Annotated in this window: 16 protein-coding genes; 10 read left to right on the forward strand and 6 right to left on the reverse strand. The window is 63.0% G+C overall.

Going from position 1 to position 18,947, the window contains the following annotated elements; all coding sequences use genetic code 11:
* Positions 1 to 897: 897 nt before the first annotated feature.
* The 3 genes from gatB to gatC all read right to left on the reverse strand — a co-directional run bounded on the left by gatB (position 898) and on the right by gatC (position 4,316).
* On the reverse strand, positions 898 to 2,355 hold the full coding sequence (gene gatB, locus F0P97_RS01545) for an Asp-tRNA(Asn)/Glu-tRNA(Gln) amidotransferase subunit GatB (RefSeq protein WP_182285367.1): 1,458 nt from the start codon (positions 2,353 to 2,355) through the stop codon (positions 898 to 900).
* Positions 2,356 to 2,505: 150 nt separating this feature from the next.
* On the reverse strand, positions 2,506 to 3,996 hold the full coding sequence (gatA, locus tag F0P97_RS01550; protein ID WP_182285368.1) for an Asp-tRNA(Asn)/Glu-tRNA(Gln) amidotransferase subunit GatA: 1,491 nt from the start codon (positions 3,994 to 3,996) through the stop codon (positions 2,506 to 2,508).
* 20 nt (positions 3,997 to 4,016) lie between these two features.
* On the reverse strand, positions 4,017 to 4,316 hold the full coding sequence (gene gatC, locus F0P97_RS01555) for an Asp-tRNA(Asn)/Glu-tRNA(Gln) amidotransferase subunit GatC (RefSeq protein WP_003070403.1): 300 nt from the start codon (positions 4,314 to 4,316) through the stop codon (positions 4,017 to 4,019).
* Between the two features lie 212 nt (positions 4,317 to 4,528).
* On the opposite strand from gatC, the gene F0P97_RS01560 reads away from it, so the two are divergent.
* The 4 genes from F0P97_RS01560 to mrdA all read left to right on the forward strand — a co-directional run bounded on the left by F0P97_RS01560 (position 4,529) and on the right by mrdA (position 9,353).
* The gene (locus F0P97_RS01560; protein ID WP_003059473.1) at positions 4,529 to 5,572 is read left to right on the forward strand and encodes a rod shape-determining protein; all 1,044 of its coding nucleotides are present in this window, start codon (positions 4,529 to 4,531) and stop codon (positions 5,570 to 5,572) included.
* Positions 5,573 to 5,737: 165 nt separating this feature from the next.
* Positions 5,738 to 6,763, forward strand: a complete 1,026-nt coding sequence (gene mreC / locus F0P97_RS01565) for a rod shape-determining protein MreC (protein ID WP_182285369.1) — start codon at positions 5,738 to 5,740, stop codon at positions 6,761 to 6,763.
* Positions 6,760 to 7,278, forward strand: coding sequence for a rod shape-determining protein MreD (gene mreD, locus F0P97_RS01570; RefSeq protein ID WP_182285370.1), 519 nt, complete (start codon positions 6,760 to 6,762; stop codon positions 7,276 to 7,278). The genes mreC and mreD overlap by 4 nt, the downstream gene beginning before the upstream one ends.
* Positions 7,279 to 7,400: 122 nt before the next feature.
* Complete coding sequence (mrdA, locus tag F0P97_RS01575; RefSeq protein ID WP_182285371.1) at positions 7,401 to 9,353, forward strand: penicillin-binding protein 2; 1,953 nt, start codon at positions 7,401 to 7,403, stop codon at positions 9,351 to 9,353.
* Positions 9,354 to 9,389: 36 nt separating this feature from the next.
* Here the strand turns inward: mrdA and F0P97_RS01580 are convergent, their stop codons facing one another.
* Together F0P97_RS01580 and F0P97_RS01585 are read right to left on the reverse strand one after the other, a co-directional pair.
* On the reverse strand, positions 9,390 to 10,148 hold the full coding sequence (locus F0P97_RS01580) for a sulfite exporter TauE/SafE family protein (RefSeq protein ID WP_003070412.1): 759 nt from the start codon (positions 10,146 to 10,148) through the stop codon (positions 9,390 to 9,392).
* Positions 10,149 to 10,723: 575 nt separating this feature from the next.
* The gene (locus F0P97_RS01585) at positions 10,724 to 12,391 is read right to left on the reverse strand and encodes a GMC family oxidoreductase (protein WP_182285372.1); all 1,668 of its coding nucleotides are present in this window, start codon (positions 12,389 to 12,391) and stop codon (positions 10,724 to 10,726) included.
* Positions 12,392 to 12,702: 311 nt separating this feature from the next.
* Here F0P97_RS01585 and F0P97_RS01590 point away from each other — a divergent pair, with 311 nt between their 5' ends.
* The 5 genes from F0P97_RS01590 to F0P97_RS01610 all read left to right on the forward strand — a co-directional run bounded on the left by F0P97_RS01590 (position 12,703) and on the right by F0P97_RS01610 (position 17,226).
* Positions 12,703 to 13,830 (forward strand): MlaE family ABC transporter permease, encoded by a 1,128-nt coding sequence (locus F0P97_RS01590; protein WP_182285373.1) that lies wholly within the window; start codon positions 12,703 to 12,705, stop codon positions 13,828 to 13,830.
* Positions 13,831 to 13,956: 126 nt separating this feature from the next.
* Positions 13,957 to 14,817: an ABC transporter ATP-binding protein gene (locus F0P97_RS01595; RefSeq protein ID WP_182285374.1), complete on the forward strand. Its 861-nt coding sequence runs from the start codon at positions 13,957 to 13,959 to the stop codon at positions 14,815 to 14,817.
* Positions 14,817 to 15,764, forward strand: coding sequence for an MlaD family protein (locus tag F0P97_RS01600; protein WP_182285375.1), 948 nt, complete (start codon positions 14,817 to 14,819; stop codon positions 15,762 to 15,764). Before F0P97_RS01595 ends, F0P97_RS01600 begins: the two co-directional genes overlap by 1 nt.
* A gap of 108 nt (positions 15,765 to 15,872) precedes the next feature.
* Positions 15,873 to 16,556, forward strand: coding sequence for an ABC-type transport auxiliary lipoprotein family protein (locus tag F0P97_RS01605; protein WP_182285376.1), 684 nt, complete (start codon positions 15,873 to 15,875; stop codon positions 16,554 to 16,556).
* A gap of 172 nt (positions 16,557 to 16,728) precedes the next feature.
* Entirely contained in the window at positions 16,729 to 17,226 is a 498-nt protein-coding gene (locus tag F0P97_RS01610) for a hemerythrin domain-containing protein (RefSeq protein WP_182285377.1), read from the forward strand.
* Positions 17,227 to 17,304: 78 nt separating this feature from the next.
* Here the strand turns inward: F0P97_RS01610 and F0P97_RS01615 are convergent, their stop codons facing one another.
* Positions 17,305 to 17,952: a MarC family protein gene (locus F0P97_RS01615; RefSeq protein WP_003059455.1), complete on the reverse strand. Its 648-nt coding sequence runs from the start codon at positions 17,950 to 17,952 to the stop codon at positions 17,305 to 17,307.
* Positions 17,953 to 18,134: 182 nt separating this feature from the next.
* On the opposite strand from F0P97_RS01615, the gene F0P97_RS01620 reads away from it, so the two are divergent.
* Positions 18,135 to 18,827 carry a dienelactone hydrolase family protein gene (locus F0P97_RS01620; RefSeq protein ID WP_182285378.1) on the forward strand — a complete coding sequence of 231 codons (693 nt, stop codon included), beginning with the start codon at positions 18,135 to 18,137 and terminating at the stop codon, positions 18,825 to 18,827.
* Positions 18,828 to 18,947: the final 120 nt, after the last annotated feature.

The raw sequence follows: 18,947 nt of genomic DNA on the forward strand, positions 1-18,947 counted from the left end.
CGGGTGGTGCAAGTGATGTCTACGTTTGGGGCTTGTTTGGCTCGTGGTGATGCTTTAGCTGTTTGCCTGCTGTGGCGAGGCTGATTGCATGCCTGCTTTGCTTGCAGAGGGCGGGTCTCGGCCCGCCTGCCGACCGACTTTCTGCTGCCAGAAAGTCGGCAAAGAGCCAGCCCCTGCTGCCCCCGTCCCTCCGGCTTCGCCTGCGGGCAACCTGCGCCGTCAAGCTCTTGGGGCTGTGCGGCAAAACTCACTCCGCGTCTTCGACGCTCCGTTCAAACAGGTTGCCGCAGATTGGATGACGATGCAGTTGCACTCTGCGGTGCAACTGCCCGCCCCAAGAACTTGCCGTCGCAGGCGTGGACACAAGGGGCAATACCGCATACGGGATAGCTTCTTTGTGTTTTTGATAGCTGTTACCGCAATAGGAGTATGCGTTAGCGGAAAATTTCGTCACAACTCACGAAGGCTGTCCGTGCCCGTATCAACCCGTGTGTCAGCGCCTGCGGCACACGGTTCAGGCTGCGGGCAACGCTGCCGCAGGACAGCGTTGCATCGTGCTCTGACTTGCCGCCGTTTGTTTGAGTGGAGCGGCAAAGCCGCGCAGCGAGTTGGGCGGCACCGCAGACTGGATTGCGTGACGCAGGTTTGCCCGGAGTGAAGTGAAACGTAGCGTAGGGACGCGGACAGTCGGGTCTGTGTTCTTTGCTTACTTTCTTGCACAAGCAAGAAAGTGAGTCGCCGGCCGGGGCGAGACCCGGCCTCTGTCGCTGGCAACCAAGCGATGCTGTGTTGATAGAAGCTTACTTCGTCACAGTTCTTGCTGGCAACAAGCAAAAGGCCGCAGGCATGTGCTGCCTGCGGCCTTGAACGGTGGGGTTGGCGCCTGGAGTTGGCGGCTTAGGCCAGCTTGGCCTTGAGCAGCTCGTTGACCTGGCCGGGGTTGGCCTTGCCCTTGGAAGCCTTCATGACCTGGCCGACCAGGGCGTTGAAGGCCTTGTCCTTGCCGGCGCGGTATTGCTCGACGTTGGCGGGGTTGGCAGCAATCACCTCGTTGATGATGGCTTCCAGTGCGCCGGTGTCGTTGGACTGCTTGAGGTCCTTGGCGTCGATCACGGCGTCCACATCGGAGCCTTCGCCGGTCCACAGGGCTTCAAACACCTGCTTGGCCGAGTTGTTGCTGATGACATTGCCGTGGATGCGGGCGATCAGGGTACCCAGCTGCTCGGCGCTGACCTTGACCTGGTCCATGCCGATCTCTTCCATGTTCAGGCGGCGCGAGATCTCGCCCATGACCCAGTTGGACGCCAGCTTGGGCTGGCCGCAGGCCTTGGCGGCGGCTTCAAAGTAGGCGGCCATGGCCTGGCTTTGCGTCAGCGTGGTGGCGTCGTACTCGGGCAGGCCGTATTGCTCGACAAAGCGCGCGGCCATGGCGCGGGGCAGCTCGGGCATCTCGGCCTTGACCTGCTCCACCCATTCGGGCGCCACGACCAGCGGAGGCAGGTCGGGGTCGGGAAAGTAGCGGTAGTCGGCCGCGTCTTCCTTGGTGCGCATGGCGCGGGTCTCGCCCGTGTCGGGGTTGAACAGCACGGTGGCCTGCTGGATCTTGTGGCCGTCCTCGATCTGCTCGATCTGCCAGAGGATTTCGTAATCGATGGCGATCTGCATGTTCCTGAACGAGTTCAGGTTCTTGATCTCGCGGCGTGTGCCCAGCGGCTGGCCGGGCTTGCGCACGGACACGTTGGCGTCGCAGCGGAAGCTGCCTTCCTGCATATTGCCGTCGCAGATGCCGATCCAGGTGACGATCTTGTGCAGCTCCTTGGCATAGGCCACGGCTTCGGCGGTGGAGCGGATATCGGGCTCGGTCACGATTTCCAGCAGCGGCGTGCCGGCGCGGTTCAGGTCGATGCCGGACTGGCCGATGAACTCGTCGTGCACGGACTTGCCGGCGTCTTCCTCCAGGTGGGCACGCACCAGGCGCACGGTCTTGAGGACGTTGTTCTTGCCTTCTTCCAGATAGAAGCTGACTTCACCGCCTTGCACCACGGGGATCTCGAACTGGGAGATCTGGTAGCCCTTGGGCAGATCGGGGTAGAAGTAGTTCTTGCGCGCGAAGATGGAACGCGGCGCAATCGTCGAGCCCAGCGACAGGCCGAGCTTGATTGCGCATTCCACGGCCTTTTTGTTCATCACTGGCAGCGTGCCGGGCAGGGCTAGGTCCACGGCGCTGGCCTGGGTATTGGGCTCGGCGCCGAAGGCGGTGCTGGCACGGCTGAAGATCTTGCTGTTGGTCGCCAGCTGGGTGTGGGTTTCGAAGCCGATGACGACTTCGTAGCCATTGATTAGTTTCACAGTCATGTTCTTGCTTCAAAAAGTGGGCTGTATCCATGGCGCCGCGCATGAAACCGGCGCGGCCCGATCCAGGGACAGCGAGCAAGGGCCGCCCCGCAGCGAGGCTGTCGTCCCCCTTGAGGGGGAAGGCGCGAAGCGACTCAGGGGGTGTTTCATTTAAATTCCAGCGGGGCGCTTCAGATGGAAGTCGGTGGCTTGCTGGAAGCGGTGGGCCGCGTTCAGCAGCTTTGCTTCGCCGAAGTAGTTGCCGATCAGCTGCAGGCCCACGGGCATGCCGCCGTCGCCAAAGCCTGCGGGCAGGCTGAGGCCGGGCAGGCCTGCCAGCGAAGCGGGCAGGGTGAAGATGTCGGCCAGATAGTTGCTCACGGGATCGGCCTTGCCGCCGATGGCCCAGGCCGTGGTGGGCGCGGCCGCGCCGGCGATGACGTCGCAGTCCTTGAAGGCGGCCTGGAAGTCGTCGGCAATCATGCGGCGGATCTTCTGCGCCTGCAGGTAGTAGGCGTCGTAATAGCCTTCGGACAGCACATAGGCGCCGATCATGATGCGGCGCTTGACCTCGTCGCCAAAGCCTTCGGCGCGGGTCTTCTTGTACATATCGTTGAGGTCTTCGTACCTGGCGGCGCGGTGGCCGAACTTCACGCCGTCAAAGCGCGACAGATTGGACGAAGCCTCGGCCGGAGCCAGGATGTAGTACACGGGCACGGAAAGCTCGGTGCGCGGCAGGCTCACGGGCACGAGCTTGGCGCCCAGCTTTTCGTATTCCTTGAGCGCGGCGTCCACGGCTGTGCGGACATCGTCGGACAGGCCTTCACCAAAGAACTCGGCGGGCACGCCGATGCGCAGGCCTTCGATCGAGTCACCCAGGCGGGCAGTGAAGTCCTCGGCGGGGTAGTCCAGGCTGGTGGAGTCGCGGTCCAGATCGGGGCCGCACATCTCGGAGAGCAGCAGCGCGCAGTCTTCGGCGCTGCGGCCCATGGGGCCGGCCTGGTCCAGGCTGGAGGCAAAGGCGATCATGCCGTAGCGGCTGGCGCGGCCGTAGGTAGGCTTGATGCCGGTGATGCCGCAGAACGAGGCGGGCTGGCGGATCGAGCCGCCGGTGTCGGTGCCGGTCACGGCCGGGGCCAGACGCGCGGCCACGGCAGCGGCCGAGCCGCCCGAGGAGCCGCCGGGCACGCGCTCGGTGTTCCAGGGGTTGCGCACGGGCTGTGCCGCGTCAAAGCCCACGGGGGCCACGGCCGAGTTTTCGTTGGCGCCGCCCATGGCGAATTCGTCGCAGTTGAGCTTGCCCAGGGTGACCACGCCGGCATCGGCCAGCTTCTTCACCACGGTGGCGTCGAATGGCGAGCGGTAGCCCTCCAGCATCTTGCTGGCGGCAGTGGTGGGGAAGTCCTTGGTGACGAAGATGTCCTTGTGCGCAATCGGCACGCCGGCCAGCTTGCCGCCCTTGCCTTCGGCGATCAGGGTGTCGGCTGCCTTGGCCTGGGCCAGGGTGGCGTCTTCATCGATGGCGACAAAAGCGCCCAGGTTCTGGTGCAGCTTGGCGCGGGCCAGGAAATGCTGGGCAGCTTCGGTGGCGGAGACCTGCTTGGCGCGCAGTTGCGCGGCCAGCTCGGCCACGCTCAATTGGTGGAGTTCGGTTTGGCTCATGTTCTTGTGGTTCCGCGCGTTTATTCGATGACCTTGGGCACGAGGAAGTAACCCTTTTCGGCTGCAGGGGCGTTCTGCATGTTGGCGTCGCGGTTATTGCCCTCACTTACCAAATCGTCACGTAGCCGTAAGGCGACGTCCTGGATGGCAGCCACCGGATGTGACAGAGGGCTGACGCCCGAAGTATCCACAGCCTGCATTTTTTCGACGATGCCGAAAAAGTTGTTTAGTTGCGCGAGCATGCGCTTACTTTCGTCTTGCGACAGTTCAAGGCGGGCCAAGTTGGCGATGCGCGCAATGTCTTGATCGTTCAATGCCATAGAAATTATTTAACAGGGCCGCCGCGTGTAAAGCAGTGTTTCTAACCCTGACAGTAGAAGTTATTCACAGGGGATACGGTATTATCTCGGCTTTGCCGCAATACCTCCGTTCGGCTGGTCATTGTGCAAAAAATGCCCACCACCCAGACTCCATTACCTTACATCCCGGCGACGGCCAGCCGATGCGCAAGCCGTGCCTGAGAGGACCCTGAATGTTCGGAGCTTTCCGTCGGTACTTCTCCACCGACCTTGCCATTGACCTTGGCACAGCTAACACCCTGATTTTCGCCCGAGACAAGGGCATTGTTCTGGACGAACCTTCGGTGGTTGCGATCCGTCACGAAGGCGGCCCCCACGGCAAGAAGGTGATCCAGGCTGTCGGCCGCGAAGCCAAGGCCATGCTGGGCAAGGTGCCCGGCAACATCGAAGCCATTCGCCCCATGAAGGACGGCGTGATCGCCGACTTCGTGATCACCGAGCAGATGATCAAGCAGTTCATCAAGATGGTGCATCCGCGCTCGGTGCTGACGCCCAGCCCCCGCATCATCATCTGCGTGCCCTGCGGCTCCACCCAGGTCGAGCGCCGCGCCATCAAGGACGCTGCCGAAGCTGCGGGCGCCACGGCCGTGTACCTGATCGAAGAACCCATGGCTGCCGGTATCGGCGCGGGTCTGCCCGTCTCCGAAGCCTCCGGCTCCATGGTGGTGGACATCGGTGGCGGCACGACCGAAGTGGGCGTGATCTCGCTGGGCGGCATGGTCTACAAGGGCTCGGTGCGCGTGGGTGGCGACAAGTTCGATGAATCCATCATCAGCTATATCCGACGCAACTACGGCATGCTGATCGGCGAGCCCACGGCAGAACTGATCAAGAAGCAGATCGGCTCGGCTTTCCCCGGCTCCGAAGTCAAGGAGCTGGAAGTCAAGGGTCGCAACCTGTCCGAAGGCGTGCCGCGCAGCTTCACCATCTCTTCGAACGAAGTGCTGGAAGCGCTGACCGACCCCCTGAACCAGATCGTTTCCGCCGTAAAGAATGCGCTGGAGCAAACGCCTCCCGAGCTGGGCGCCGACATTGCCGAACGCGGCATGATGCTGACTGGCGGCGGCGCGCTGCTGCGCGATCTGGATCGTCTGCTGGCCGAAGAAACCGGTCTGCCTGTGCTGGTGGCCGAGGAGCCGCTGACCTGCGTGGTGCGCGGTTGCGGCATGGCGCTGGAGACCATGGATCGCCAGGGCAGCATCTTCACCAGCGATTAATCGCTGTGCACTGTGGTGTTTTGCGGCACGCGGCATAGTGCGCGTACCGCAGCCACTTCCATGAACAGGGCCTGAGTCCGTGATACGCCTGCATACTGCGCTCTCTTTTTGCATTCCTTCTGGTCGGGAAGGCCGTGCGCATGCGGCTATGCCCAGGGAGCGCACATGAGCCTGGACACCCTGGACCACCGCGCCCCATCACTGTTCAAGCAACAGGCATCGCGCACTTCCCAGCTAGCCCTCTACAGCGCCTTGGCGCTGTTTTTGATGGTGGCCGATGCGCGTTTCAAGATCACTACGCCAGTGCGCTCCGCCTTGTCGGTGGCGCTGTCACCCGTGCAATGGCTGGTGGCCCAGCCCGTGCTGGCCTACCAGAACGCCAGCCGCTATGCCGAGGTACAGCAGCAGGCAGTGGCCCGCGAGGATGCCGCGCGCCAGGAACTGGTAGTCATGGCTCAGCGGGCCGAACTGGCCGATGAGCTGATCAAGGAGAACGAGCATCTGCGCTCCATGCTGGAGTTGCGTGAGCGCTCGTTGACGCCGGGCCAGGTGGCCGAGGTGGTCTATGACAGTCCTGACCCCTATACGCGCCGCGTGGTGATCGACAAGGGGCAGGCGGACAATATTGCGCCGGGCTCGCCCGTGCTCGATGAAAAAGGCGTGATAGGCCAGGTCACGCGCGTCTATCCGACGCGTGCCGAGGTCACGCTGCTGATCGATCGCGATCAGGCCATTCCCGTTTTCAACCCGCGCACCGGTGCGCGCAGCGTTGCCTATGGCGATGCGTCTTCGACGCGCGCTGGAGGGCTGGAGCTGCGCTTCATGCCCAGCAATGCCGATGTACAGGTGGGCGATTTGCTGACTACCAGCGGTATTGACGGGCTTTATCCCTTGGGTCTGCCCGTGGCCAAGGTGGTGACGGTGGACCGCCGTGCCGATTCTGCCTTCACCCGCATCTACTGCGAGCCCGTGGGCCGCGTGCAGGGCGTGCGCCATGTGATGGTGCTCAAGCCCCAGGGCCGGACCGAGCATCCCGAGGCTGCCAATATGCAGGCCCAGGCCGATGTCGATAAGGCCGACCGCGCTGCCAAGGCACGTGGCAGGAAGGAAGCAGCCGCTGCCGAAAAGGAGAAGGCCGCCGCCGAGAAGGCGGGGACCAAGGCCGCCAAGCCTGCAAAGGATCCCGCATGATCATGCCGCGCGGCCAGCAGCTCTTGCTGCCGGTCAATCCTCTGTTCATCGTCGTCACCCTGGTGATAGGCCTGGCCGTCAACATGCTTCCGCTGGGCCGCATCGTCTGGCTGCCGGACCTGCTCATGTTGCTGCTGGCCTTCTGGAGCTTGAACCAGCCGCAGCGCGTGGGCCTGGGCATTGCCTTCGCATTGGGGCTGGTCATGGATGTGGACCGAGCCTCACTGCTGGGCCAGCATGCACTGGCCTATACCTTGCTGGTCTTCGTGACGGGCTGGATGAGTCGCCGCCTGCTCTGGTTCTCGAGCCCCGTGCAGGCCCTGCACCTGCTGCCGGTGTTTGCTGCGGCACACGGCATTCAGGTACTGCTGCGTGTCGCTACGGGGGGGATCTTCCCCGGACTGGAGTTTTTGATAGCTCCAGTGATCGAGACCTTGCTGTGGCCTGTGGTCAGCGCTTTGCTGCTGGCGCCGCAGCGCCGTGCGCCGGACAGCGATGAAAACCGTCCTCTGTAGATGAAAGCCCCCTTGAGTCGCTGCGCGCCTTTCCCCCTCTCGCTTCGCGAGGGGGAACGACTGCCTCGCTGCGGGGCGGCCCTTGCTTGCAGTCACTGGCTTGACGTGCGGGGAGCCTGCGCATGATGGAGATCCGTAACACCGAAGTCGAGCTGCAGCGCTTCCGGATGCGTGCAGTCGTCATGGGCTGCGTGGTGTTTCTTGCGTTCTGTCTGCTGGTCTGGCGTCTGCTGGTGCTGCAGGTGGAGCGACATGAGGAGTTTGCCGAGCGGGCCGAGAGCAATCGCACGGCGGTGGTGCCCATCGTGCCCAATCGGGGCCAGATTCTGGACCGCAACGGCGTGGTGCTGGCGACCAATTACTCGGCCTATACGCTGGAGATCACTCGCTCCAAGGTCGAGGATCTGGACGAGACCATCGAGGGGCTGTCCGAGGTCATCGAGATCACTCCGCGCGACCGCCGCAAGTTCAAGCGACTCATGGATGACTCCAAGAGCTTTGAGTCGATTCCGATCCGCTCGCGCCTGACGGATGAGGAAGTCGCCAAGTTCGCGGCTCAGCGTTATCGCTTTCCGGGCGTGGACATCAAGGCCCGTCTGTTCCGCACCTACCCGCTCAAGGAAACCGGCAGCCATCTGATCGGATACATCGGTCGTATCAATCAAAGGGAAAAAGAAGAGATCGACGAGTCCGACGATGCGGCCAACTACCGCGGCACCGAGGTCATGGGCAAGCTGGGTGCCGAAAAGAGCTATGAGCTGCAGCTGCACGGTCAGACCGGCTGGGAGGAAATGGAAACCTCGGCTGGCGGCCATGCCGTGCGCCGCCTGGGCAGTCGCCCCGCCACACCGGGACACAGCCTGCAGCTGTCGGTGGACATCAAGCTGCAGAAGATGGTGGAAGACCTCTACGGCAACCGCCGTGGCGTGGCCATCGCCATGGACCCGCGCAACGGCGAGGTGCTGGCCATGGTCAGCAAGCCGACCTACGACCCGAATCTGTTTGTCGACGGCATCGACCAGGAGAGCTGGAAGGCACTCAACGAATCCCTGGACCGCCCTTTGCTCAACCGCTCCATGCGCGGCACCTACCCCGTGGGCTCGACCTACAAGCCCTTTATGGGCCTGGCGGGCATAGAGACCGGCAAGCGCACGCCGGGCACGGTGATCCAGGACGGCGGCTCCTGGACTTTCGGCGGCCACACCTTCCGCTCCGGCCATGCGCTGGGGCCGGTGGACCTGGCACGCGCCATCCAGCATTCCAGCAACGTCTATTTCTACACCCTGGCCAACGAGATGGGCGTGGATGCGATCCACGACTTCATGAAGCCGCTGGGCTTTGGCCAGATCACCGGCATCGACCTGCCCGGCGAGGTGCGCGGAGTGCTCCCCAGCAAGGAGTGGAAGCGCAAGACCTACAAGCGCGCCGCGCAGCAGCAATGGTTTGCGGGCGAGACGATTTCTCTGGGTATCGGCCAGGGCTACAACAACTTCACCATCCTCCAGCTCTCGCATGCGCTGGCCACGCTGGTCAACAACGGCATGAGCTTCACGCCCCATGTGGGCAAGGAGCTGATCGACTCCGTCACCGGAACGCGCACGGCCATTGTCCAGCCGGCGCCCGTCAATCTGGGCTTCAAGCAGAGCAATGTCGATGCCGTCAAGCGCGGCATGGTGGGGGTGGTGACCGGCGGCACGGGGCGCGGCGTCTTCGGCAGTGCCAGCTATCTGTCGGGCGGCAAGACCGGCACGGCCCAGGCCGTGAGCGTGGGCCAGAAGGAAAAGTACAACGCTGCGCGTCTGGCCGAGTACCAGCGCGACCACTCGCTCTATATCGCCTATGGCCCGGCCGAAGCGCCCAGGATTGCCGTGGCCGTGATTGTGGAAAACGCCGGCTTCGGTGCAGCGGCTGCCGCACCTATTGCACGCCGCATACTGGACTACTGGCTGGTCGGCAACTATCCCAGCGAGGCGGATATCGCTGCCGTGCGCCAGGGCAAGGCAGGCGCACCGATAGGCACGCCGCGCCGTGTGGAAGATATCTCGGTGCTGTCCGACGACGAAACAGCACCCTGATAAATTGATAGCTGTTAACGCTTGCTGTGTAAAGGTTTAACGCAGAAAAGCGTCATAACCTGTCTTCAGAATCAGCAAGCTGACCACGCCGATGAAAATCGTGCGCACAAAGCCCGTGCCGTGGCGCAAGGCCATCCAGGTGCCCAGCATGCTGCCCAGCACATTGGCCACGGCCAGCGGGATGGCAAAGTGCCACCAGACATGGCCCTTGAGAGTGAACAGCAGCAGTGCCGCGGCATTGGAGGCCAGGTTCAGCAGCTTGGCGCTGGCCGAGGCGTTGAGGAAGTCATAGCCCAGCAGGCGCACGAACAGGAACACGAAGAAGCTGCCTGTGCCCGGGCCGAAGAAGCCGTCGTAGAAACCGATCAGCAGGCCGATGGCGCTGGCGGTCAGCATCTCGGTGCGGCCCGCCAGGCGCGGCTCGTGGTCGCGGCCCAGCTCTTTTTTGGCCAGGGTGTAGCCCAGCACGCCAAGCAGGATGAAGGGCAGCAGCTTGCGCAGAAAATCGGGCGAAATCAATGTGACGGCCCAGGCTCCGAGAAAAGCTCCCACCAGCGTCGTGCCGATGGCAGGTACCAGCGTGGCCCAGGTGATATGCACACGCTTGCTGTACTGCCAGGCGGAAATGGCCGTGCCCCAGACGGCGGCACTCTTGTTGGTGCCAAACAGCGTGGCGGGCGTGGTGGTGGGGAAGGCTGCAAACATGGCCGGCACCAGAATCAGTCCGCCGCCTCCCACGATGGCGTCAACAAACCCGGCCAGGGCCGAGGCGAGGGAAACAAGAATCCATTCCATGGAGCAAATGCCTGCAATTGGTGCATGCCGTGAGCAGCGCCCGTTGCTGCTGGGGCGGCGCTGCCGGAGGCGGGATGAAGAAGCCAGGGGAGAGCGGGCGTGCATGCCCGCAAATGGCGCCGGCATTGTCGCACCGCCGCCTCAAGCTTGTGCGCAGGCATAAAAAAAGCGCCCACTGAGGGGCGCTTTTGAACGCATCTTTGATGCTTTTATATGTATTGGTCTGGTTGTGTCGAGTTGTCTCCTCGGCCCTCCATGCTGCTTCGTGGAGCAGCGAGAGTGACGAGAATGTAAGGGCTGCACCTGTGTGGTGCATTGGGGAATTCCCTTGGGTTATATCAAAAACGTCTGACAAATGAATCCGAAAGTTTCGTGACATCCTTATGAGTTTTGAGATATTTCAAAAACAATAGCGTCATATGCTTATAAGCAAAAGATCTCTGAGGACTTTGATTCGTGCGGCATGACGCCGCACCGGATTCTTCCGCTAGTACAGACTTTGCGCTCCAGAGCGAATTTCAGGGGGCTGACGGGCTTGTCGCAGTGAATCGCTCGGTTTTTTGAGAGGCCGTTTTTCAGGCCGCGTCACGAATCCACTGCGCCGCCTTCTCAGCCATCATCAGCGTCGGGCTGTTGGTATTGCCGCTGGTGATGGTGGGCATGGCGCCGGCATCGACCACGCGCAGACCCTGCACGCCTCGCACCTTGAAACGGCTGTCCAGGACTGCCATCGGGTCGTCGGCGCGTCCCATCTTGGTCGTGCCCACGGGGTGGAAAATGGTGGTGGCGATATCGCCGGCCAGACGAGCCAGGTCCTCATCGCTCTGGTATTGAGCACCGGGCTTGAACTCTTCGGGTTGGAAGCGCGCAAGCGCCGGCTGGCTGACGATGCGCCGCGTGACGCGCAGGCTGTCTGCCGCCACCTGCCGGTCTTCTGGCGTGGAGAGGTAATGGGGGGCGATGGCCGGAGCCTGGCGGAAATCCGCGCTTTGCAGCTGCACCGTGCCACGGCTGCTGGGGTTGAGGTTGCAGACGCTGGCGGTGAAGGCGGCAAAGTCGTGCAGCGGCTCGCCAAAGGCATCCAGCGACAGCGGTTGCACGTGATATTCCAGATTGGGGTGGGCCAACGCCGGATTGCTGCGTGTAAAGGCGCCGAGTTGCGAAGGCGCCATGCTCATGGGGCCGCTGCGCTTGAGCGCGTACTCCAGGGCGATGGCCGCCTTGCCCCAGAGACTGCCTGCCATGGTGTTGAGCGTCCTGGCGTTCTGCACCTTGTAGACCGAGCGGATTTGCAGATGGTCCTGCAGGTTGGCGCCCACGCCGGGCAGATCGCGGCGCACAGCCATCCCATGGCGCTGCAGCAATTCGCCGGGGCCTATGCCCGACAGCTGCAGGATATGTGGCGAGTTGACCGCACCCGCGCAGAGCAGTATTTCGCGCCCGGCCTGCACAGTCACCATCTCCTCTCCGGTCCAGACTTCGGCACCGGTGCAGCGCTGGCTGCCGTCCGGCAGATCTTCCAGAATCAGCCGGCGCACCTGGGCGCGGGTCCACATCTCGAAGTTGGGGCGGCCGTAGCAGGTGGGGCGCAGAAATGCCTTGGCTGTGTTCCAGCGCAGCCCCGACTTCTGATTGACTTCAAAGTAGCCCACGCCCTCGTTGCAGCCGCGGTTGAAGTCGTCGGTGGCCGGAATGCCGGCCTGCTGCGCGGCCTGGGCAAAGGCGTCGAGTATGTCCCAGCGCAAACGCTGCTTCTCCACGCGCCACTCGCCGCTGCCACCGGTGCTCTTGCTGCCGTGCAGGCGCATGAATTCTTCGCTGGCGCTGCCTCCGGCGTCGAGACGCCAATGGTCTTCATGCTGTTTGAAGGCCGGCAGGACCTGCTCCCAGCGCCAGGTGTCGTCGCCGGTGAGCTCGGCCCATTGCTCGTAGTCGCGGGACTGGCCGCGCATATAGATCATGCCGTTGATGCTGGAGCAGCCGCCCAGTGTCTTGCCGCGCGGATAGCGCAGGCTGCGGCCGTTGAGGCCGGGGTCGGGCTCGGTCTGGTAGAGCCAGTCGGTGCGCGGGTTGCCTATGCAATAGAGATAGCCGACGGGGATGTGGATCCAGTGGTAGTCATCCTTGCCGCCGGCTTCGATCAGCAGAATCCGGTGATTCTTGTTGCGGGTGAGACGGTTGCACAGCAGCGAACCTGCTGTGCCGCCGCCGATGACGATGTAGTCGAACTGGGTATCACTCATGGGCAGATCAAAAGGCTGGTACAGCTAGGCGCAGAGGCCAGAGCATCAGGCAGTCATGGGCAAAAAGGCTGGTTCATTAGGTGTGATGAGCTTGCGGGTGTCGATAGGGAAAGCGCTCGCATACTCCTGTTTTGGAAGCTGTCAACGCAGTGCTGGTTTTGACTTTCACGGTTTTTTGATAAAAATTGCAGCGTTATCATGCTGCTGCTGGCCATGCGCTGCATTGGCATAAAACGGCTTGAATCTTGCTCGGCACGTTATGCTGGCTCCTCTGGCTAGCCAGCCTCCCTCAAGTTCTAGGAAGCTTTTCTTTGTCCAGCTCAGACCAACTACCTCAATGTCCGCTGCAGTCCCGTGAGGGGCAGCAATGGGCCGTGCCTGTGGGCCGCTGGAGTGCAGCCGAGTTGGGCGACCGCCATATCTGGCGTCAGCTGGGGCCGCAGATCAGGGCGGTGCCCAAGGGCGTCGCCTGGGATTTGCAGCAGATGGTCTGGTTCGACCATATCGGTGCCCAGTTGCTGTGGGAGCAATGGGGCAAGGCCTGGCCGGTCCACTTGCTGACGACCAAGACCCAGCGCTCCATGCTGGAGCGTGTGGCCAGGTTCAGCGAAGTGCCCGAGTCCAAGCCCGAACCCTCGGGATGGATGTGCGAGATCAATCGACTGGGTCAGATGGTGATCGATGCCTGCGGGCACTTTTCCAACTTGATCCAGCTCGTCGGTCAGTTGCTGCTGGACTGCCTGCGCCTGCTGCGCAATCCGTTTCGTGGTCCCTGGCGCGATATTTCAGGCCACCTCTATGCGACAGGGGCGACAGCCTTGCCGATCACGGCGCTGGTCGGCTTTCTGATTGGCGTGGTGCTGGCCTATCTGATGGCGCTGCAGCTGCGCCAGTTCGGGGCCGAATCCTTTATCGTCAACATTCTTGGCATTTCGCTGATCCGAGAACTCGGGCCGCTGCTGGCGGCGATTCTGGTGGCAGGACGTAGCGGCTCGGCCATCACGGCGCAGATCGGCGTGATGCGCGTGACCGAAGAGCTTGACGCCATGCAGGTCATGGGCATCTCTCAGGGCTACCGACTGGTGCTTCCGCGTGCGCTGGCGCTGGCCGTTTCCATGCCGCTGGTGGCGTTGTGGACCATTCTTGCGGCATTGGCCGGCGGCATGGTCGCGGCCGACCTGACCATGGACATCACGCCGTCTTACTTCATTCAAAGCCTGCCTGCGGCCGTAAAGGTCGGCAATCTGGTGCTTGCCATGGGCAAGTCCGTGGTGTTTGGCGTGCTGATTGCCCTGATTGGCTGCCATTGGGGCCTGAAGGTAGAGCCCAATACCCAGAGCCTGGGGCGCGGCACCACGGCGGCGGTGGTGTCATCCATCACCATGGTCATCATCGTGGATGCCATCTTTGCCATCCTCTTCAGAAACGTGGGCTTTTAGGATGAACTACCCCCTGCGCGGCTTCGCCGCTTCCCCCCAAGGGGACGACACCTTCGCTGCGGGGCGGCCCTTGCTCGGCGTCTCTGGCTTGGGTCGTGCCAGCCTCGTGGAGCGGGGGACAGGCAAATGACAGAGGTGATGCAGAACCGCCGCATCGAGGGGGCCGTGGGTGACTACACGCCGCCGCAGGATGTGAAGCCGCTGGTGCAGGCGGTGGACCTGTGGACCGAGTTTGGCGAGGGCGAGTCGCGCTTTGCCGTGCACCAGGACTTGAATTTCGATGTCTATCCGGGCGAGATCCTTGCCCTGGTTGGCGGCTCCGGCACCGGCAAGACGGTGCTGCTGCGCCAGATCCTGGGGCTGCTTTCGCCTTCGCGCGGCACGGTGACCGTGGATGGCCGGCCCTCGCGCGAGGTCATCAGCGGTGAACTGGCGGCGAGTCAGGTGGGCATGCTGTTCCAGCAGGGGGCGCTGTATTCGGCCTTCAACGTTCTGGACAACATCGCATTTGCATTGCGTGAACAGGGCACCCTGCCAGATGCCGTGGTGCGCGATGCGGCCATGGTCAAGCTGCAGATGGTCGGCCTCAAGCCGGAGCATGCCTCGCGCATGCCTGCAGACCTGTCAGGCGGCATGATCAAGCGTGTGGCTCTGGCACGTGCGCTGATGATGGATCCGCCGCTTCTGCTGCTCGACGAACCCACAGCGGGGCTCGACCCCAAGGGCTCGGACGAGTTCTGCGAGCTGCTGCGCGATATCCATGCCGAGCTGGGCCTGACCGTGATCATGGTCACCCACGATCTGGATACGCTGTTTGCGCTGTCCACACGAGTGGCCGTGCTGGCCGAGAAAAAAGTGCTGTTCACAGGGGCTCCGCGCGATGTTGCCCGGATCAAGCACCCGTTTATTGAACATTTCTTCCAGGGAGAGCGTGGCCGCCGTGCCATGGCCCCGGTGCAAGGCGGCGCGGCCGCAGAGGAAAGCTGATGGAAAACAAGTCCCATGCCATGGCTGCCGGCATCTTCGTTCTGGTGGTGGCGACCCTGCTGGCAGGGCTGGCCGTCTGGCTGACGCGCGACAACAGGGAATACCAGCTCTATGAAATGTCCACCAAGGACGGTGTCAGCGGCCTGCAGCCCCAGGCCACGGTGCGCTACAAGGGCGTGCCCGTGGGCAAGGTGGTGCGCATCGGTTTTGACCCGCAGATTCCCGGCAATGTGCTGATTCGCATTGCCGTGGGCGAGGACACGCCGGTCACGCCGGCCACCTATGCCCAGCTCGGCTATCAGGGGGTGACGGGGCTGGCCCATATCCAGCTCGACGATGACAGCCGGGCTTCGCAGCCGCTCAAGCCCGGGCCCAGCGGCCTGCCGCGCCTGCCCATGAAGTCCTCGCCGCTGAACATGCTGGCCGACCAGGGGCCGGTGCTGCTGGAGCGGGTTGATGAAATTTCACGCCGCCTCAATTCCATGCTGGGTGAGGACAACCAGAAGCGGGTGAGCGTGGCGCTCGACAATATCGCTGCTGCATCTGGCGGGATCAAGGATCTGGCCGAGACCATGAACAAGACGGCCAAGGACTTTCCACAGATCACGGCAGATGCGCACCAGACCCTGCAGTCCCTTACCAAGGCTGGCAATGCCGCCACGGGCGTGGCGACCGATCTGCAGCAGACCGTGCGCAAGGTGAATGCGCCGGACGGCCCGCTGCAGCAGATTGCCGAGGGCACACAGGCCCTGTCGCAGGCGGCCGAGTCGCTGGGGCGCAGCACCTTGCCGCGCATGAACGGCGCGGCCGACGATGTCTCGCGTGCCGCGCGCACCATGGGCGCGGCCGCGGGCCGCTTCAATGACAACCCACAATCCGTCATCTACGGCCAGGGACTGGGCCTGCCAGGCCCCGGCGAGCCTGGTTTCGTGGCTCCGGCCAAGTGAACCCGCAACAAGGACACGACTTGCGCAAATCCGGAGCAGGCATGGTGTTTTCTTCGATAGCAACATCCATTGTCCATCCCCGTTTGCGTCGGTCCTAAAGGAATCAATATGGCAGACACAAAGCTTTCACTCACAGGCCGCAGAGCATGGCGATTGCTGGGCGCATCTTCTTTGTTGCTGGCGCTTGCGGCCTGCTCGGGCCTGCCCACGGCTCCCACGCAGCCGGTGCGATATGACCTGGGCATGGCCAACCTGGCAGTGCCGGCCGCGAATGCCGCCGCACCCTCCGTGGCGCCGGTGCCGCTGGTGCTGGCTGAAGTCCAGGCGCCGGGGCTGCCCGAGGGCCTGACGGCCATGTTCTACCGTCTGAACTACAGCGACAGCCAGCAACTGCGTGCCTACCAGAACGCACGCTGGAGCCTGCCTCCCGCCCAGATGGTGGAGCAGCGCCTGCGTATGCGCTTGGGGCTGGAGCGTCCCGTTCTTTCGGGTAAGGACAATGTCCGCGCGGTGCTGGCCGACAAGCGCTCGATTGCGCAGCTGCGCGTGACGGTGGACGAGTTCAGCCAGGTCTTTGACAACGCCAGCAACAGCCGTGCGCAGCTGCGCCTGAGCGCCAGCCTGATTGGTGCCGGCGAGAGTGCAGGCAACCAGTTGCTGGGCCAGAAGGTGTTCACGGTCGAGGTTCCGGCTGCCTCGGCCGACGCAGCCGGCGGTGCCCAGGCCATGGCGCGTGCAGTGGATGAGGCGGCAGCCCAGCTCAGCCGCTGGTTGCAGGGTTACGGGCGCTAAGGCCCGGTCAGTCCCAGGCATTTCCGCTCCCAAAGCCCTGCCATGCAGGGCTTTGTTGATTCCGGGCAAGTCCTGGTTGCCGGTGGGCAACTGCTTTGCTGATGTGGGTCAATGGCCGGGACAGGCCTTGTTCTTAAGCTGGCAGTTCCTCAACCTCGCACAAGGAACTGCCATGGCCAGCCTCGAATGGAATGCCGCTCTCATCCTGGATTTTCCCGTCATGGACGCGGTGCATGAAGAGTTCGTCACCTTGCTGGCCCAGGTGGAGGCGGCGGCCGATGAGCAGCTGTGCGCGCTCTGGGACGAGTTGATTGCCCATACCCAGCAGCACTTCGATCAGGAAGACCGCTGGATGCAGACCACGGGCTTTGCCACGAGCAACTGCCACAGCCAGCAGCACAAGGTGGTACTGGCCGTGCTGCGCGAGGGGGCGGTCAAGGGCGAGCAGGGCGATCTGGCCACGATCCGCCATATGGCGGCCGAGCTGGGCCCGTGGTTCAGCCACCATGCGCAGAATATGGACGCGGCTTTGGCCTTGCACATGCGCCGCTCGGGTTTCGATCCGGTCAGCGGTGCGGTGCTGATACCCGAGGCCTTGCCGGCCGAGCCTATCACCGGCTGTGGCGGAGCCTGCGGTGAAGCTGAAAAAAAGGAAGTAGTAACTGCCTGAAACTGGCACGCGCTAAGGCGAGAGACAGCGAGCAAGCGCCGGTCCCCCTTGGGGGAAGCGGCGTAGCCGCTCAGGGGGTCAAGGGTAAATCGCCGGGGAGGCCAGGATGGGGAAGATCTTGATCAGGCCTCCTGCCATCACCTCGATGGCCAGCGCGGCCAGAATCAGGCCCATGAGCCGGGTCATCACATTGATGCCGGTCTTGCCCAGCACGCGGGCGATCGGGTGGGCCAATGAAAAGCACACCATGATGGCGGCAGCCACCACCACGCCGTAACCGACCAGCGCCACATGCTGCCAGATGGTACGCGCCTGATCGGCATAGATCACCACGGTGGACATGGCGGCAGGCCCGGTCAGCAGCGGAATGGTCAGCGGCACTACGGCAATGCTGTTGCCCTCGGCGGCCTTTTCGACGCCGGCTGCCAGCGTGGCATTGTTGGGGCGGTCTTCGGCGGGGCGGGCATTGAGCATGTTCATCGCGCTGATCAGCAGCAGCAGACCGCCGCCGACCTGAAAGCTCTGCAGCGAGATATTGAAGAACTGCAGAATCTGCAGTCCCAACAGGGCGCAGACCGCAATCACACAAAACGCGGCAAAGGCGGCGGTGCGAATGGTCTGCCAGCGCTGCTCGGCGTCGAAGCCGGCCGTGTAGTGGATGAAGAACGGGACGATGGCCAGCGGGTTGATGATGGCGACCAGGGTGATCAGCGGCTTGATATCCATTACAGCTCGCCTCCGGGCATGGGGGGCTTCTTGCGACTGTCGGCCTTTTGTGGGGCTGGGATGGCTTGCATCAACACTCCTGTGAAAAAATGGCCGAATCATCGACGCGGCATCAGCCATTACAGCATTGCTGGCGGCCGCGTCGCGGATTTTCCCTTTGAACCAAGTTAAGGAGCTTCGCAATGGGCAGCTTTATTGAACTGACAGCCGTAGATGGCGCAAAAACCCCCGCCTATGTGGCCATGCCCGAGGGCCAGGCACGCGGTGCCATCGTGGTGCTGCAGGAGATCTTCGGCGTGAACTCGCATATCCGCTCCTTGGCAGACCGCTACGCAGCCCAGGGTTATGTGGCGGTGGCTCCCGCCATGTTTGCCCGCGTCAAGCCCGATGTGGAGCTTGGTTACAGCGAAGAAGACATGAAGGCCGGATTTGCGCTCAAGACCGCGGTGGAGGCCCTGCCCGAGCCTGGCGCGCTGCGCGATGTGGAAGCGGCCGTGGCCCATGCCGCGACGCTGGTGCCCGGCGGCAAGATCGGCGTGGTGGGCTTTTGCTGGGGCGGCCTCATGACCTGGCGCTCGGCCTGCAATCTGGCCAGCGTCTCGGCTGCAGTCTGCTATTACGGCGGCGGCATGACGGGCGAGCTGGAAGCCAGCCGTCAGGCGCTGTGCCCGGTGCTGGCCCACTTCGGCAGCAAGGACCATTACATCTCGCTGGAGTCCGTCGAGGCCTTCAAGACGGCCCAGCCCAAGGCGCAAGTGCATATCTACGAAGCCGATCACGGCTTCAACTGCGACCAGCGCGGCTCCTACAATGAAGCGGCAGCCAAGCTGGCCGGTGAGCGTACGCTGGCCTTCTTTGCCCAGCATCTGGGTTGATATAAAAACCATAGCTGCTTGTGCTTGATATATAAGCACAAGCAGCTGTTTTTATCTAAAGCCCGTTGCCGCTGGGCGGTCCCCCATCAGAGACATCAAGCAAGCGCCGCCGCGCAGCGA

Origin of the sequence: Comamonas testosteroni, from assembly GCF_014076415.1 — a bacterium.
Lineage (GTDB): Bacteria > Pseudomonadota > Gammaproteobacteria > Burkholderiales > Burkholderiaceae_C > Comamonas > Comamonas testosteroni_F.